Origin of the sequence: Streptomyces sp. NPDC004284, from assembly GCF_042874035.1 — a bacterium.
Taxonomy (GTDB): Bacteria; Actinomycetota; Actinomycetes; order Streptomycetales; family Streptomycetaceae; genus Streptomyces.
The window spans coordinates 333538-348700 of sequence record NZ_JBIAMJ010000008.1; the positions used below are offsets into that span (position 1 = coordinate 333538).

14 protein-coding genes and 2 pseudogenes are annotated in these 15163 nt (G+C 68.7%); 6 read left to right on the forward strand and 10 right to left on the reverse strand.

Annotated elements, in window-relative coordinates:
- Positions 1 to 135: 135 nt before the first annotated feature.
- The 8 genes and pseudogenes from ACFYUS_RS22990 to ACFYUS_RS23025 form a co-directional block, all read right to left on the reverse strand.
- Positions 136 to 915: a class I SAM-dependent methyltransferase gene (locus ACFYUS_RS22990; protein ID WP_388854956.1), complete on the reverse strand. Its 780-nt coding sequence runs from the start codon at positions 913 to 915 to the stop codon at positions 136 to 138.
- A complete protein-coding gene (locus ACFYUS_RS22995) occupies positions 912 to 2357 on the reverse strand; it encodes an NUDIX domain-containing protein (RefSeq protein WP_388854959.1) in 1446 nt (481 codons plus the stop codon). Before ACFYUS_RS22995 ends, ACFYUS_RS22990 begins: the two co-directional genes overlap by 4 nt.
- A gap of 201 nt (positions 2358 to 2558) precedes the next feature.
- Positions 2559 to 2819, reverse strand: a complete 261-nt coding sequence (locus ACFYUS_RS23000) for a hypothetical protein (RefSeq protein WP_388854962.1) — start codon at positions 2817 to 2819, stop codon at positions 2559 to 2561.
- 286 nt (positions 2820 to 3105) lie between these two features.
- Positions 3106 to 3339 (reverse strand): annotated as a pseudogene (locus tag ACFYUS_RS23005) (ABC transporter ATP-binding protein); the annotation flags it as partial.
- A 560-nt stretch (positions 3340 to 3899) separates the two neighbouring features.
- Positions 3900 to 4403, reverse strand: coding sequence for a hypothetical protein (locus ACFYUS_RS23010; protein ID WP_388854965.1), 504 nt, complete (start codon positions 4401 to 4403; stop codon positions 3900 to 3902).
- Positions 4404 to 4560: 157 nt separating this feature from the next.
- On the reverse strand, positions 4561 to 5154 hold the full coding sequence (locus ACFYUS_RS23015) for a peptidoglycan-binding protein (protein WP_388854968.1): 594 nt from the start codon (positions 5152 to 5154) through the stop codon (positions 4561 to 4563).
- A gap of 102 nt (positions 5155 to 5256) precedes the next feature.
- Positions 5257 to 5490 (reverse strand): hypothetical protein, encoded by a 234-nt coding sequence (locus tag ACFYUS_RS23020; RefSeq protein WP_388854971.1) that lies wholly within the window; start codon positions 5488 to 5490, stop codon positions 5257 to 5259.
- A gap of 656 nt (positions 5491 to 6146) precedes the next feature.
- Positions 6147 to 8339 carry a S8 family serine peptidase gene (locus tag ACFYUS_RS23025; protein ID WP_388854974.1) on the reverse strand — a complete coding sequence of 731 codons (2193 nt, stop codon included), beginning with the start codon at positions 8337 to 8339 and terminating at the stop codon, positions 6147 to 6149.
- Between the two features lie 344 nt (positions 8340 to 8683).
- Here ACFYUS_RS23025 and ACFYUS_RS23030 point away from each other — a divergent pair, with 344 nt between their 5' ends.
- Entirely contained in the window at positions 8684 to 9118 is a 435-nt protein-coding gene (locus ACFYUS_RS23030; RefSeq protein ID WP_388854977.1) for a hypothetical protein, read from the forward strand.
- Between the two features lie 42 nt (positions 9119 to 9160).
- Positions 9161 to 9931 (forward strand): annotated as a pseudogene (locus ACFYUS_RS23035) (transposase).
- A 26-nt stretch (positions 9932 to 9957) separates the two neighbouring features.
- On the opposite strand, the gene ACFYUS_RS23040 reads toward ACFYUS_RS23035, so the two are convergent.
- The gene (locus ACFYUS_RS23040) at positions 9958 to 10545 is read right to left on the reverse strand and encodes an Imm21 family immunity protein (RefSeq protein WP_388854979.1); all 588 of its coding nucleotides are present in this window, start codon (positions 10543 to 10545) and stop codon (positions 9958 to 9960) included.
- Positions 10546 to 10691: 146 nt separating this feature from the next.
- Here ACFYUS_RS23040 and ACFYUS_RS23045 point away from each other — a divergent pair, with 146 nt between their 5' ends.
- Positions 10692 to 11333 (forward strand): BTAD domain-containing putative transcriptional regulator, encoded by a 642-nt coding sequence (locus ACFYUS_RS23045; protein ID WP_388854982.1) that lies wholly within the window; start codon positions 10692 to 10694, stop codon positions 11331 to 11333.
- Positions 11334 to 12399: 1066 nt separating this feature from the next.
- Complete coding sequence (locus ACFYUS_RS23050; protein WP_388854985.1) at positions 12400 to 12912, forward strand: hypothetical protein; 513 nt, start codon at positions 12400 to 12402, stop codon at positions 12910 to 12912.
- A 330-nt stretch (positions 12913 to 13242) separates the two neighbouring features.
- Here ACFYUS_RS23050 and ACFYUS_RS23055 read toward each other — a convergent pair whose 3' ends face one another.
- Positions 13243 to 13518, reverse strand: a complete 276-nt coding sequence (locus ACFYUS_RS23055; RefSeq protein ID WP_388854988.1) for a hypothetical protein — start codon at positions 13516 to 13518, stop codon at positions 13243 to 13245.
- Between the two features lie 680 nt (positions 13519 to 14198).
- Between ACFYUS_RS23055 and ACFYUS_RS23060 the strand changes: the two genes are divergently transcribed.
- On the forward strand, positions 14199 to 14756 hold the full coding sequence (locus ACFYUS_RS23060) for a GNAT family N-acetyltransferase (protein ID WP_388855191.1): 558 nt from the start codon (positions 14199 to 14201) through the stop codon (positions 14754 to 14756).
- Positions 14757 to 14771: 15 nt separating this feature from the next.
- Positions 14772 to 14906 (forward strand): hypothetical protein, encoded by a 135-nt coding sequence (locus ACFYUS_RS23065; RefSeq protein WP_388854991.1) that lies wholly within the window; start codon positions 14772 to 14774, stop codon positions 14904 to 14906.
- Positions 14907 to 15163: the final 257 nt, after the last annotated feature.

Below are 15163 nucleotides of genomic sequence, written 5' to 3' on the forward strand. Positions count from 1 at the left end.
GGTCGGGCGAGGTGGACCGGTGAGGTTCCTCCAGCAGTCCTGCCGGGATGAGGTGCGGGGCGGTTTCGGCGAGTGGCGGCGCGTGTACCGGGAAGGCGGCGGCGAGGGCGGCGGTCTGCGGAGGACCGGGGGCCGTCACGAGCGGCTCCGCTTCGGTCGACGGGCCAGGGCGTGTACGAGGTGACCGATGTCCCGGTGAGGGCTGCGCCAGGAGGCGGCCCATTCCAGCTCAAGGGCCGCTTCGTACGCGGCTCTTCCCGGAGCCCAGGTGTCGTCGAGGTGGTCGTGGAAGATCCGTACGCCCTGCCAGGGCAGCGGTGTGAGACCGTGCCCGGCCGCAAGCTCGTCGAGGGTTTCGGCGGTGTCGCCGCGGGTCTCCAGGCCGAGGTTGCCGGGGCTTCTGTCCGCTTCGGAGGCGATGAGCCGGTGCGCGCTCTCGTAGTCACCGGCCAGGGCCTCGCGTACGCCGATGGCCCGGCGGTTTTTGGCGAGGATGCTCAGCAGGCCGCCGGGGGCGAGCTGTTCGGTCAGCCGGGCGAGCGCCTCACCGGGTTCGTCCAGGTACCTCAGTACGCCGTGGCAGCAGACCGCGTCGAACCCCTCACGGCCGGAGGGGAGGCTGTCGACGCCGGCCTCCACCAGCTCCACGCGGTCACGAAGCCCGGGCAGGGCCGTGAGGCGGTCGGCCGTGACGGCCAGCATGCGGGGGTCCGGGTCGGCTGCGGTCACCTGGTGTCCGGCGGCGGCGAGTCGGATCGTCATCTCGCCGGTCCCGCAGCCCACGTCCAGGATCCGTACGGGTGACGTGGGCAGTTCGGCGCGCAGGCGGCGCTCGACGAGGTCGTGGCGGAGTCGGCCCCGGGCGCTGTCGGAATGTTCGGCGTAGGCGGCGCCGACGGCGGAGAAGTCGGTCACCGTGACCAGCCCATCTCCGTGTAGGGGCGGCCGGCCTGGATGCCTTCGATCGCCGCGCGGGTGTAGGGGACGAGCGCGTCCGGGAGGTCGTCGATGTCCCAGTACTGCCAGGCGACGGTCTTGTCCGGCTCCCGAAGCTCGGGTGTGCCCTCCCAGGCACGCGTGCGGAAGAAGAGCTGGATCCTGGGCCGGTCACCGGGGCGGTCGACCGCGTGCACCATGTGGACGAGGGTGAGGTCGTCCGCGCTGAGAACCAGCCCCGCCTCCTCGTGGGCCTCGCGGACCAGGCATGCGGTCGCTGCCTCGTACTCACAGTGACCCGCGAGGACGTGCCACATCCCGCCCGCGTACGCCGAGTCGGGATGGCGCCGGCCCAGCAGGACCTTGCCGTCCTGTTCGAGGACGAGGTGGACGCCGACGATGTGGGGTTCGGTGCCAGGGGGCGCCGCTGCGGTCACGGTCTTCACCGGCCTGTGCGCGGTGTCGTCGGCAGGATGTTCGAAGGCGTGCCGTTCGAGCAACTTCCGTGTGGAGGGGAGCATCGTCAGGTACGGCAGCTGTTCGAGGCTTCGCCAGGCGAGGAGTTGGCCTTCGGCCACCGTCAGCGTGCCGGGGTCACCGTTCCATTCGCCGGTGAACAGCTGAACGGGGACGAGGGTTCCGTCGGTGCCGGTCACGTGCTTGATCGCGTACGGTCGGAGGCCGGGGATCTCCAAGTCGGCCTCTTCGCGCAGCTCGCGGACGACCGTGTCGAGCAGGGTGGCGTCATCCGGCTCCCGGCCGCCGCCGAGCAGGTCCCAGCATCCCGGCGCCCAGATGCCGGGCTTCACGTCCCTCAGGTGCAGGAGGTACCGGCCCTGACCGTCGTGGATCACCGCGCTGGCGTTCACGGGCGTGATCGGGCCCTCCAGAGCGGCGTCGCGGAGCTTCGCGCGCAGTGTCGGCGACCGGACCCCGTCCTGCGGCAGCCAGACAGCCCCCGCGACTTCCTCTTCCTGGAGAGTGAGATCGGGGCTCTCGGCCGCCAGACGGAACACGAAGCGGAAGTCGTAGTGCTGATGCGGCCCTTCCCCCTTCAGCCCGTTGGCCTCGATTCCGTGGACGTCGATGTCGATCGGCCCGCGCCCGAACTCCGGTGTGAGGACGAGGCAGGAGGACGGGATGCCGGTCTCCTCGGCGATCTCCCGCAGCGCGGCCGCGAGCAGGGTGTCGTCGCCCGCTTCGACATGGCCGCCGGGGGTGAGCAGCAGCCCGGAGGCCTTGTGCTCGATGTGCAGGACGCGCCCGACGGCGTCGATGACGACGCCGCTGCATGTGATGTGGCCGGGCAGCGCGGCACGGCTCGTGGGGTCCGCTTCCGCGTCCAGCGCCGCGAGGAGGCCGGAGAGCGTGTCGCGCTCGCCGGCGTGTCGGGCGAGGTACTCGCCGACCGTGGATCGCAAGTGGTCACGGGAGGGGCGCATGTCAGTACCTCACTGAGGTCGGGGCGAACGGCAGAAGCGGGGGAGTGGAGGAGGAAGCGCAAGGCATGTCGGGACCTCACAGCGGTGGTCATGGGGACGGGGGTGGGTGGGGGAGAGACAAGGCCGTCGGGAATTGCCTTGTGGGTTCGCGTCGGCCGCCTTGGAGACGGGCTGACAGGGCTACCGGAAGGGCCGCGGGGGGTGGTGCCTCAGTGCCTCTTCCGCCTCGTCGAGCCGCTCACGCAGAACGACAGCGGCATCGACGCGGTCCCGGGCGTACGCCTTCAGCGACTCGGTGACGGGTCCGAGGTCGTCCACGACCGTGTTGAGCGGGTACACGGTGCACCCCAGGTACGCGGCCGTCAGCCGCACCACGCTCACCAACCCCTCCACCGGCACCGCCGGATGGTGCCGGTGGTAGACGGCGGCGAGGCGGCCCATCCCTTCGGCCCAGTCCGGATGGGCGAGGACGGTACGCGAGTCGAGTGCCGGCCGGCCGAGCTCCCAGTCCGTACGAGGGGGATCCGGTCTCGGGGGTCGCGGTGTTCACGACGGGACTCCTTCACTTGCGGTGTTCACGACGGGTCTCCCTCACGTGCGGGGCGCGCGCCGGGGCGCGAAGCGGGCAGGGGAACGGGACGGGGTACGCGGCCATCGGCAGCGGAGAGGGACGGGAGTACGGTTCCTCCTTGGCTGTACCCGGTACAGGGCAGGGCGGAAGTGAGCAACGGTCCTGGGAGAGCTCCAGTAGCTCGGCGAAGGTGCTGTCGGCGCGGACGAGGCCGTCGTACCGGCCCTGTTCGGTGATCCGGCCGTGCTCCATCACGACGATGTGGTCCCCGATCCTGGTGTTCTCCAGGCGGTGGGCGATGACGACGGTGATGCGGTCGGCGGCGATGGCTTTGATCTGCTCGAAGATCTGGTGTTCGCCTCGCGGGTCCATCCGGGAGGTGGGCTCGTCCTGCTCGACCTCGCGTGTGTCTGCTGCGCTCAACTGCGGTCCTCCATCACTGACGCGCCTGCCTTCCGCGACGACACCGAGGTCAACGACGCGGCCTCGATATCGAACACACGTGTTTGAGACGAGACCCGAAGCCCGAGACTGGGCGCCCGGCATCGTATGTAAGGCGCACGGACCCTTGTTCGGCCCGGGTGCCGAAGAATCCGTCCGTGGCCGACATGCCGAGCTTCGATACGCATGTGACGGGTGGGTTTTCGGGCTCCGCTCTGGGCCGCGGATGGTCGGTTGATCGGGTGAGAGTGAAGGAGCGAGCCGGCTCTCACGAGGTCTTCCTGTGTGTCGACGGCCGGGCTGTGGGCCGTGCGGCGGCAGCTGGGCGGTGTGACTCTCATGGCCCTGCGTGTGACTCTCGTAGCCCTGCGCCGGGCCTGACGTAACGACTTCGAGTTCCCCACTCCCGTCAGCCGGGAGGGCGCGGAGTGCCCGTACCGGATCGACCGACCGGGACGGTGGGCAAGCAACCGGCCGTGACCTCGGAGCCTCTCGGCCCCGGCTGCCGATCATGACAGTCCGGCTTCAGGCTTTCGGCTGCCGTCGAGGACGGACACGAGGTCGTCGAGGATCCCGATGAACTCCGCGGTCGGGATCTCGACCACGAAGACCTCACGCGCATGCTCGGGGTGGGCGAGCAGGTGTTCTTCACGCCAGAACTCCAGCGTGATCATCAGGTGCTCCCCCTCGCGGAACAGGTGGGCCATCACGTTGTCGGTCGTGGGCCCCCAGTCCAGGGCCCGGAACCGGCTGCGCAGCTCGTGGTCGGTCTCGGTCCCAAGACGCCGGTGCGTGGCTTCGGGAGACGTGCCGGCGTACGGAGGAGGGGAGCCCTCGCCGGAGCGGAGCCGGTCGGCCGTGTGCAGCACGGCGCGGCGGAACTGCGGGGTGTAAGCCATGTTGTCGTCGCAGGTCAGCCACACCCCGGCAGCCCACAGGTCCACTCGGCACAGCTGGCCCCGCTCGCCGACCTCGACGGCGAACCTGTGCTTGTCTCCCAGAACTGCGCTCACGCCGAGACCGTCGCAGGTTCAGTCCCTCGTACGCAAACGAATACCCGCTCGGCGCCTGGGCCGTCGTCTCCGGTGGTGCTCACGTGATGGTTGGGGGACGACGCCGGGGTCCCGAGCGGGGTCGGCTCGGCAGAGCTCTCGTGCCCGCGCTGCGGGTTCAGGGGTAGTGTGCGAATCCCTCGGTCTGCAGTTCGTCGGCGAGGGCATGGATGGTCTCTTCGGGTACGTCGTCGATGCCGGCGGCCGTGGGTGTGGTCTTGAGCCCTTTGCTGCTTTGGAACGAGGTCAGAGCGGTGCGTGTGTTGTTGCCGAAGACCCCGTCGAGTCCGTGTGGGTCGAAGCCGAGGGTCTCCAGCGCTGTCTGCACGCCGATGGCCAGGTTGAGTGGGATCGGGAAGTTGCCGGAACGCATGTTGGCGTCGAGGGCCAGCGACACGTCGTACACGAGCTGCGACAGATCGCCGGGGGGCGGGACGGCGTTCCAGTCGGCCAGGGTGAAAAGCAGGGCGTTTCTGACGTTCCGGGGAATCACGCCGGCGTTCCCCGTCTCGGTCATCTTGCTTTCCCGTGCTGTCGTCAACCAGTCCTGCTGTCGGGCCGCTGTCTGGAACTTGGGGAACTTGAAGGCCGGCCCCAAGGCCCAGGCCATGCTGAAGAGGCCGAGCTGCGCGTCGGCCGGCCAGCTCTCCAGGTCCTCGAAGTCGGTGCGGCCCAGGAGGTAATGCTCGAATTCTGACAGCCTGTTCCGCACCAGGCCGTCGATGGACGCGTTGCTGATGCGCAGCCGTGTGATGGCTTCCTTCTGTTCGATGGTGTCGTGAGCGGTGTTGCTGAATTTGACGTTCTTGTACTCCTACAGGATCTCCGCGCGCGTGGCCGGGGCAAGGGTGTCCTTGTCGTACCACTCGAGTGTGAAGATGTCCGGCAACGGCTTGGGGTTGGTGCCGAAGTGCTGTGGATCGTCGGCGTCGAGGAGGTTTCCCACGCCTGTCGAGACGAGGCTCTTGACGTCCAGGTGCATGAACTGGACGCGGCCCTCCAGCGGCGCGCTGAACGGGATGAAGGCATCCCAGACGCTCTGGTACATGATTCCTCTTCAGGCTGGTTGTGGCGTGGGGCCAGATCCGCCCCATCCATGTGCAGGAGGAACCAGCCCGGCAGTACCAGCCCCGGGAATCCAGGTTCAACATCGTCGGCGCGTCGCCTGGTTCGGGTCCGTAGCCTCCGTCGGGCTTCACCATGATCACGGTCATGATGCCGTCGATCACTCTCTTCTTCCCAGGAAGGAGGAGGAGTGGCTCCTGCGGATCGCGGCGATCAACCGCCTTCGTCTGGGCCGGCAGGTTGAGTCGCATGGGTAGCTCCTTCGCGGTGAGCCGCTGCGGCCCGATGGCGGCCGCTCGCGGGTGGGGGTCCCGGCTGACCGCTGAGAGACCATGCGGTCAGCGCGCTTCCACGGGTTCTGCTTCCACGGGTTCTGCCCGGGGAAGCCCGGGGCGGGGCGCCGTCGGCTGTGTCATGTGGAGAGTCCGTACAGGGCCTGGTAGCACATCTGCCGGGCGGGCCCGGTCAAGTTGGCGCACCGGCTCCTGGAGGCTTCGACACCGCTGCTGAGGGGGTCTGCCGCGGGGTCCGGACCCTGGTCTCGGTGGACGGGGCGGGACTGGACGGGCAGCGTGCTGGTCGGCCGCGGCCTTGTGTCGGTCATCGTGTACTCCTGTGCTCCTAGGGACGGACGGGTTCCTACCGGTCCAGGAACTGGCGCACGGGCGCCAGGCTGACGGGAAGCTCGTCGCTGACGTCGATGGTGAACTGGTAGACGTACTTGGCACGCTGGTCGTTCTCCGGGTCGAAGAAGCTCACGAAGACGTCCTGGCAGTCCGAGCCCGGACGGCAGTGCGGGCCCTTCGACACACGGATGGTGTCCAGCGCGTCCAGACGCGGCTGCTCGAAGGTGCCGTCGGCCCGCCTGGCCCGATGGGTGACTCCCGGGGCCAGCAGGCCTTCCTTGACGGTGGAGGCGAACAGGAAGCCGTTGGTCCCGGCGAAGTTCAGCGCGCGGTCGGCCGAGCTCTGCCCCAGGTTGCGGAACTGGTAGTAGACCTTGTTGAGGAACGCCTTGACGTGATCGCGTACCTCGTCGTCCGGCAGGGCGCTCTCCCTGTAGTCGGCGGCCGCCGACTTGACCGCTGTCAGGATCGAGTCGATCAGCTGGGCTTCGTTCCAGGCGCAGACGCCGCGGCTCTTGACCTCGACCACCGGAACGACCTGGCCGGAGTAGAGGCGGGTGGTCCGCCCGGTGAGCACACCGGGGATGGACACGCGCGAGACGTGGCCGGGGTCCTTGTCGTTGAGCAACTGCCCCCGCAGCACGTCGCGGAACGTCCGGTAGATGACGGAGACCGGCGGGTGAGCGAGGTTCTTCAGCAGGCTCCGGAGCTCCTGAGCGACGTTCTCGCCATCGACGTCGATGGGCTCGTTCCAGTCCATGGCCACCGGCGTCTCGGCCTCCAGGGCGTAGACGGGCGTGGCGTCCAGATTCAACGTCCAGAGGACCTTGTCGGACGCCCAGGGGTTCTCCGTGAGGTAATCGGCGAGCTGACGTCCGTCGTAGGGGTTAGCCGGCGCCTCGACGTCCGTGTCGCCCTGCCGGATGACGGGATTCTTCATCTGCTGGGTGAAGCCGTCCCTGCGCGCTTCGGTCTGATAGCCGAACCCCAGCGTGCCGATGGCGTAGATCAACTGCCGCTGTGGGCCGCTGCCGTTGTTTCCGCAATGGCATTCCGAGGCGGAACTTCCCCCGCAGCCACAGGAGGGCCGTACCCCCGGGCCTCGGCCGCTCTGCCCCTGCCAGTCGCCGGCGAATGTCCCGGTCGATTGCACGGTCGGCGTGGTTGGTGCGGTCGGCTCAGGCCCGCCTGCCGCGACACCGGCCGGGCTGCCCTCTGCGGTGCCGCCTCCGTCTCCGTACGCGGCCCGGATGCCGGCGGCCTGTTCGCCGGGGGGCCGGGTGGCCGCGGGCTGGGCGGCAGCCGCCCAGGACTGCCCACCGGAGGGCGCGTCGTGGGCGGTCTCGACGTTGCCTGGGGCACCGTTCTCGCCGAGCGCGTGCAGCCCGCCGGCCGCAACGACCGCGTCGGTGGTGTTCCCCGCCGCCTCGGGCGGCCCGGACAGTACAGTGCTCGTGTCGGGCGTGGCTGCTGCGTCGAGGTTCGTCATGGCTGTGTCTCCTGTCGCGCTGATCAGGCCGTGTGCGCGTGCGGCGTTCAGGTTCCCGCCGAGATAACGGCGGCACGCGGGCGCGTCGGCGGGGCGGCACGCGGCGACGGACGCGGTGGTGAGGATGGCGTCGCCGGCCGCTTTCGGATCGGCGGGGTGCCCCGTCCGCGGCTGCGCCGCCACGAGCAGCGCGGCCACGCCGGCCACCAGGGGGGTGGCGAAGCTGCTGCCGGTGACGGCCGCCCGTCCGCCGCCGGGCGCGGCGCCCTCGACGGCCTCACCCGGGGCGACGACGCCGTGCGTGGCGTAGGCGGCTCCCCAGTTGCTGATCTGCAGGGGGGTGCCGTCGGGCCCGGTCGCGCCGACCACGAGCACGCTGGGTACCGCTGCGGGTACTTGCAGACCGTCGCATCCGTCATTGCCGGCGGCCGCGACCACGAGCACGCCTTGGTCGTCACACAGTCGCAGGGCGCGGCCCAGCAGTTCGTCCGGCTGCCCGTCCGGAACGCGCTCACCGCCGCTGATGTTGATGACCTGTGCACCCTCCTGGACGGCCCGCTCGATGGCCCGGGCCAGGTCCAGCTGGGGGACCCGGGCCTCGTCCCCGTCCCGGAACACCGGGAGGAGCAGCCTCCGGCAGCGCGGGGCGATGCCGGTCACGCCCTTTCCGGGCTGCCCGAAGATCAGGCTGGTGACGAGGGTGCCGTGCAGCGACATCGGCCCGGGGCCGGGAGCCTCGGTAGCATCCGCCAGCCCTGTGCGGCGTCCGTTGTCCGGACTGTGCAAGACGCGTTCCGCGATCGTTGCCGGGGCATCGCGTACGCGTTCTCGGCGCAGGCCGGGTGCGGAATCGGGACCGTTTCACAGGGCTTGAGGACACGGCCGCGGAGTCGCTGCCGACGGGAGAAGAGGGGCTGCACCCGGATGCGAGTGGTACATGCCAGTTGCAAAGTGGGGATGTGCTGCGGAACGAAGCCTCGAACGAACTGTCGCTAGAACTGCTAAGGGCTGTCCCGTATAAGGACGTGAGCTGGGGGTTCGCCTGACAGTACGGTCGACGCGTGGAGTCGAAGATAGTGAGCGAGTGCCCGTTGCACGGGGGCGGTGTGCGTCCTGACTACCTGGTCGGACGCCGTCTTGAGCAAGTAGTCGCCTCGTGGCACCTGTACGACTCAGAGGCTCCGTCCGGCCCACTGGATGTGTGGCTGATCGACAGCGAAGCAGTCTCCACGCGCATCACGACCGGTTCGGACTGGTGCCTGATCGTGGAGGCATCGGCCCCCTTCGCGGGGTACGACATGGCGGAGTCAGGCCGCGTCGAGGTGGCGCCTGTCAGCGGCGAGACCCCATTCGCAGATCACCTCGGCGAGACGGTGCTGGCAGTCGGCGAAGAGACCATCCCGGACAGTGGGCGGATCGCCCTGGAGATCACCTTCGACTCCGGCCGTGTCCGATGTGAAACCTGCTCCGGCGACCTCCGCCTGTCCAGCAAGTGATCAACACACCAGCCACGGCGGGAACCGTGTGAGGCTCCCGCCGTGGCTGGTGTGATCACGGCGTCGCAGCCGTCCTGGATAGCCCCGTTCACCGGGTTGAGCCCCCGCTGTTTCGGCACGTTGGTGACACAGCTGCGGCACGAAGGGGTCGACACGGTTCGCAGAGGCCGGCCGTGGGGCCTGCCGCTGGAGGATCGGGTGCTGCTGGTCACGGCCTACTGGCGTACCAACTTGACGTTGCGGCAGCTCGCCCCGCTGTTCGGCGTCTCGAAGTCCGCGGCCAACCGCATCGTTAGCCACCTCGGTCCCCTGCTCGCGCTCAAGCCCCGCAGGCGATTCCGCAAGGGCACCGTCCTGATCGTGGACGGCACCTTGGTCCCAACTCGCGACCACACGGTGGCCGAGCGGTCGAAAAACTACCGGTACTCCACCAACCACCAGGTCGTCATCGATGCCGACACCCGCCTGGTCGTCGTGGTCGGCCGGCCGTTGCCCGGCAACCGCAACGACTGCAAGGCATGGGAGGAGTCCGGCGCCAAAGCTGCCGTCGGCAAGACCACCACGATCGCCGACGGCGGCTACCCGGGCACCGGACTCGTCATCCCGCACCGCCGCAAGCGCGGCCAGAGCGAACTCCGCGGCTGAAAAGAGGAGCACAACAAGTCCCACAAACACGTCCGCGCCCGGGTCGAGCACGTCTTCGCCCGCATGAAGACCTGGAAGATCCTCCGCGACTGCCGTCTCAAAGGCGACGGCGTCCACCACGCCATGCTCGGCATCGCCCGGATGCACAACCTTGCGCGCCGCGACTGACCGCACCCGACCGAAGCACTGCCCGTTCAGAATCCGGCGGGCAGGAGCTGGACCAGACCGACCCAGTTCTCCTCGCCCACCTTGGTCTGCGTGGCGCGGACCCTCCAGCGGCCGGCGGCCAGCGGGACCGATGCCTCGGCGGGCATCCCGCCGTCGGGGTACTCGAGGCCCAAGTCGGAACCCGCTTCGGCGGAGTCCATGAGCACCGCCGGACCGTCCGAGACCCAGGTGCCGCACTCCTCCCACACTGTGGCCGGGTCTGCGAGGACAGCGTCTGCTGCGGCGCTCAGTCCGGCCTCGCTTTCGGCGGCGAGCCACCGCAGGAACGCTCTGTGCTGGGGCAGATAGCAGCTGGTCGCCGGCTCGTCCGCCAGCACCAGCGCCTGCGCACCGTTCTCGTCGATGGGGATCACACCGGCCAGATCGTCCACCGCGCAGGCCCGGTCGTAGTCGTCTGGAGCGGTGGCGTCTCCCGCCATAAGACCACTCTCCATGCACCCACCCCAGGAGGCCAGGGCAGAGACGGGGACGACGATCAGAGGGCCGCCCATCGACTCCACCCAGACAGGGGAGGGGTGGGAGGCATCGTCTGCGGTGGATGAAGAGGTGATCATGCAGTCAGTGTGCCCTCGCCCACTGACACCGTCCCCGCGCTCATTGGAACCCCGTACGGGGAAAGGCTCAGCGCCTGTGGCAAGCAGCAGTTACGGGACAGCCCTTAGGCGACTTCGAGCTCGTCTGCTCTGGGCAAAGGGTGCGCGTGTCTCTCGGAGCCCAGCGGCTGCTGGCGTTTCTGGGGCCGCAGAGCGACGGTGCCCATCGGGGCGCCGCGGCGCAGCAGCTATGGCCCGACTACCCGAACCACCGGGCCGCCGCCAATCTGCGCTCGGCTCTGTGTCGGGGAAGACGCACCGGCCGCATCCCTCTTGTGGACTGCATCGGGCAACGATTGCGACTGTCGCCCCTCATCCGGGTCGATCTTCATACGGTCGGCGTAGACGCGCGGAAGATCGTCGATGGCCCTGGCCCGCCACCCGGCGACGCCGAAGCGCTCATCGACGACCTCACGCAGGAACTGCTGCCCGGCTGGACCGACGAATGGCTGGACCTGGACCGCGAACGCTGGGACCAGTTACGCCTCTACGCCTTCGAGGGCCTGGCCCAGCGACTGCTGACGGCAGGGCAGTACCTTCCCGCCCTTCAGGCGGCGCTCACGGCCATCGCCATTGATCCCATTCGGGAGACCGCTCAACGGATCGTGATCGAGATCCATCTGGCCGAGGGCAACGTGGTGAGTGCCGTGCTGCGCTATCAGCACTACTCCGAATTCCTCTCGCGGGAACTCAACGTGAGCCCCTCGCCGCAGATGATCAGCCTTCTGCCGGGCCTGCTGTCCGCATAGCGCCGCGCGGCCGGCACGCCGCGGCGACGCGGCCGTGACGCTACTCGAACGCTGTGGGGAACACCCCCACGACGGGCCCGGTGAAGACTGGTGGCCGCATCAGCGTCCTCGGCGTCTTCGGGGACACCGGTGCTCCCCGCCCGCTCTTCCGTCAGCGGGTTCCCGGAATGATCAGGAAGGGAAGGAGCTGAGCGTCATGGGCACTCGTTTCGACCGAGAATCGGAACACCGGCCCGTCAGCCTGTCCATGCCCGTGCAGGCACCCCCCGTCCACCGCTCCGCGGTCGGCACGGCAGGTGCTGTGGGCACCGTCAACGGCGTCGGGCCCGACGGCATCGGATTGCCGGCCCTCGCACGCCTTCTCGACATCGACGTCGACTGGGCCCCTTCCACGGCGGCTTCCACGTGTGACTGCCTGACAGGACGACCGGACAAGCCGCAGGAGCATGCGTGCCTCGCATGCTCCTGCGGCTTCGGAGAGTTCAGTCGTCGCTGTCGAAAACCGTCAGCACGTCGAGGATCTCCCGGTAGCCCCACACCAGCGTCATGACGAGTCGGCAGGAGGCCGGCCACGCCTCCTCGCCCCCCGCAACCACCGAGAACGGCGTCGCCGAGTTCCACGCCGCACTCGACCGGCATCGTCCCGCACCCCGCCGGACCAGCCCCCTCGACCACCTTCTGGAGCCTCCCGGCCCCACCCATGTGCCCAGCTCATCCGCGATGCCGGAATCCGTCGCGTCGTCACCGCCTGGCGCGAGCCCGACGCAGTTCCCCAGGCCGACGGGTGTTCGCGGTAGTGGGCGCGAAACCGTTCCGGCTCGCCGGGTGGTGATCGACGAGGGCAGCATCTGCTGAACGTCACCCGAAAAAATCCACGGTGACGGGGAGTCAGCCCGCGCCGTACCCGAGGTACAGGACGCACCCGGAGGTGCAAGGGCGGTGGTTGTGTCAAGTGCGCCCTGGGTGGGGCTTCGGGCGGCAGTACGCTGCATGGCGACCCCTGCCGGCCGACGGGGGGCGCCATGGGGATGTGGGAGAACGAGACAGGGTGGGGCGAAGTCGCGGAATGGCTTACAAGAATGAAGAAGAGATCAAGCGGGCTCTTGGGATCGACTCTTGGCGGAACCTGTCGAAGGACAAGATGATCAGGTTCGCGGCCATGGTGCCCGATATGGGCACTGAGGTAGCCCTGAAGCTCATTGAGCAGTTCCCCGCGTTCAAGGATTTCGCTATGGACGCTGTGGACGCGATAGAGGAGGCGCATGGGGCTACGCTCTCGGCCAACAAGGAAAGTCAGGAGCATGTCCACAGGGCCTTGCGGGAGATCAGGGAGATCCTCAAGGGCGAACTCGATAAGGGTGACCTGAGCTGGGAGCAGAGAAGGTTCGTTATCGAGCAGATCCAGGAAACCGGAAGGATGGATTTCCAGAAGGACAGCGAGAATAAGAAGTTCCTGGATGGGGTGTTCAAGAAGGTGGCGGCTGGCATTGGGGCCGCAGTCGCTCTAGGTGTCGCCTTTGTCGGCGGCAAAGTAATGGTCGAAAAGAAGGGCAGCCCCGAAGGTTCCCTGGATGCTTGACATCGATCTCCCAGCACGGCTGCCGGCCGTCTGGCGTGGCGAGTTCGGTCCGCTTGTTCCGTCGGTGGACAGGATGGTCGTGTGTCGCTGGTGCCGACGCCTGGCGTGACGGGCAGCCGGAGCTGGCGGGTGGGAGCGGGTCAGGGGCGACCGGACTTGCCGCGGTGATCTGGGGTCGCTCGTTGCCGTCGGTCCATGGGATGCGGTCGTGGGCACCTCCGCTTCCGAGCGGGCGCTGAAGCCGAAGTACGTGTCGTCTTCGGTGCGCAGGCGACAGTGCTGCGCCTTGGTCGTCTGGCTGGGCCGTCTGACTGGGCCGTCTCTTTCGGGTCATGCCTGGGCAGCGTCGTCGTCCTCTCGTGCCCAGGCCAGCTGCGCGTCGCTCAGCGAAGGGTCGAACCCTTCAGGGAACATCAGCATGAGTGGCTGCGGCCACATGTTCTCCAGCCCGTGCTCGTGGCAGTACAGGGCGATGAGATGCGGCCCTTCCCCGCAGGACTCGTGCCGGTAGGGGCGGTCATGTGCCTGGCAGAAGTACCCGAACCTTGAGCAGTCGTCCTCATCGCTCGGCTCGTAGAAGCCGGGATCACAGACGATCTGGGTCACCGGTTCCTGCCGGTTGAACCGGGGGATGGGTCGCGGATCACGCCACAGCAATCGGGGAGGAAGCATGCGCCCATCCTGTATCGAGACCGAGTCGTTCGGGTCGCCGGGGTGTTGGTCCGGTCGTGCTGTCGGCTGATGCGCGGTGGTCGCGGATCGAGCCGCTGCTTCGGGACCGGACCGGACTGGACCGGACTCCATGAGGTGGCGGGCAGTGGTGTGATCATCGGCAGATGATCGAGGTGATCGCGTGGAAGTACCGCACGGGCTCGCCAGAGATCCGCTCCCGACGTTCCCCGCCGGTCCATGAGCACATCATCCACGGGCGCTGCCCGATCGTCCGGTCGCACCGGGACCAGGGACTGCGTTCGCTGCAGCGACCCGCGCGTTGAGCATGACGGTGGATGACCGGCGCTGAAGTGGGGTGACAGCCGCACCATCGCCGTGCGGACGAAGCCGAGGCCGGCAGGCCCCTCGGCCTGGCACAGCCGGTCGGAGGCGCCCCCTGCGGCGGGCCGCCGCCGCTGTCGGTCATCTGAGGCTCCTGACTGGTGGATCTTTCCGGGCGTACGCAACTGGCGTCTCGCCGGAGTGCGTCTCGATGTCTGATGACGTCAGAAGTCGTTGCCCGCAATGGCCATACGAGATCGAATCGTGTGACCGAGAAGATCAGGAGCCGTTCCATGTCGGATGAGATCACAGTGCGCCCCGTCGCCTGGCCGCCTGCCCCGATCAAGACCGAGCGGCTCGTGCTCCGCGAGTCCGAGGCCCGGGACCGTGCGGCATTCGTCGAGCTCTTCGCGTCACCGGAGGTGGGCACCTACGTCGGTGGCTCCCGACCGCGTGACGAGCTGGAGCGCGCGATGCCCGAGGTGCCCGGGCGGCGCTTCGGATTCTTCGCGGTCGAACTGGACGGAGCGACGATCGGCATGATCACGCTCGATCGGCGCGCCCCGGAGCGCAAGGGGCACATCCGTCCGGAAGGAGGGGAGATCGAGCTCGGCTACATGTTCCTGCCGCAGGCGTGGGGACGCGGGTACGCCTCCGAGGCGTGCGCGGCGGTGCTCGACTGGTTCGCCGGCGTGCTTCCCGGCGAGCCGGTGGTGCTCTCCACCCAGACCGCCAACGAGGCATCGATGCGCGTCGCCGCGAAGCTGGGGTTCACCGAGGTGGAGCGGTTCGAGGACTACGGTGCCGAGCAGTGGTTCGCCGTGTGCTCTCCGGGCACGTCGTCCGATTGAGCCCATGTCGTCACCGTGCTCGCCGGGGTTCTGGAGTTCCAGGCCCCCGGCGAGGGCCAAGTGGGCGAGGTGGTCGAGGCGTACGGGGAAGGCGCCGCGGTCAAGGCCCCGGCCCGGCGCCATGGCGTCGCGCCCAAGACAGCCCGCTGAGCCTCAAGATGATCCGCCGCGTCCTGGACGCGGCCGGCGCCCGCGATCTGCCCGGCGCCCCCGAGCAGGCGGGGGACGATGCCCCAGCCACCGAGCAGCCGCGGCCCGAGCCCGTCACCACGGTGGTGCTCGACCTCCCCGGCCCGTTCACCGACCACCTGCGGCAGACCGGGGGCGCCGCTGTCCGCGACGTACTCGCGGATGGCAGGATCATCCGGCCGCGGACGGGGCCACTCTGGGCGCGTCACAACCCCGCT

Bases quoted from the DNA above. Each gene is read 5' to 3' on its own strand.
- ACFYUS_RS23000 (WP_388854962.1), bottom strand. From the start codon at position 2,819: ATGGGCCGCCTCGCCGCCGTCTACCACCGGCACCATCCGGCGGTGCCG.
- ACFYUS_RS23020 (WP_388854971.1), bottom strand. From the start codon at position 5,490: ATGTACCAGAGCGTCTGGGATGCCTTCATCCCGTTCAGCGCGCCGCTG.
- ACFYUS_RS23025 (WP_388854974.1), bottom strand. From the start codon at position 8,339: ATGTCGCTGCACGGCACCCTCGTCACCAGCCTGATCTTCGGGCAGCCC.
- ACFYUS_RS23060 (WP_388855191.1), top strand. From the start codon at position 14,199: ATGTCGGATGAGATCACAGTGCGCCCCGTCGCCTGGCCGCCTGCCCCG.
- ACFYUS_RS23040 (WP_388854979.1), bottom strand. From the start codon at position 10,545: ATGATCACCTCTTCATCCACCGCAGACGATGCCTCCCACCCCTCCCCT.
- ACFYUS_RS23050 (WP_388854985.1), top strand. From the start codon at position 12,400: ATGGCTTACAAGAATGAAGAAGAGATCAAGCGGGCTCTTGGGATCGAC.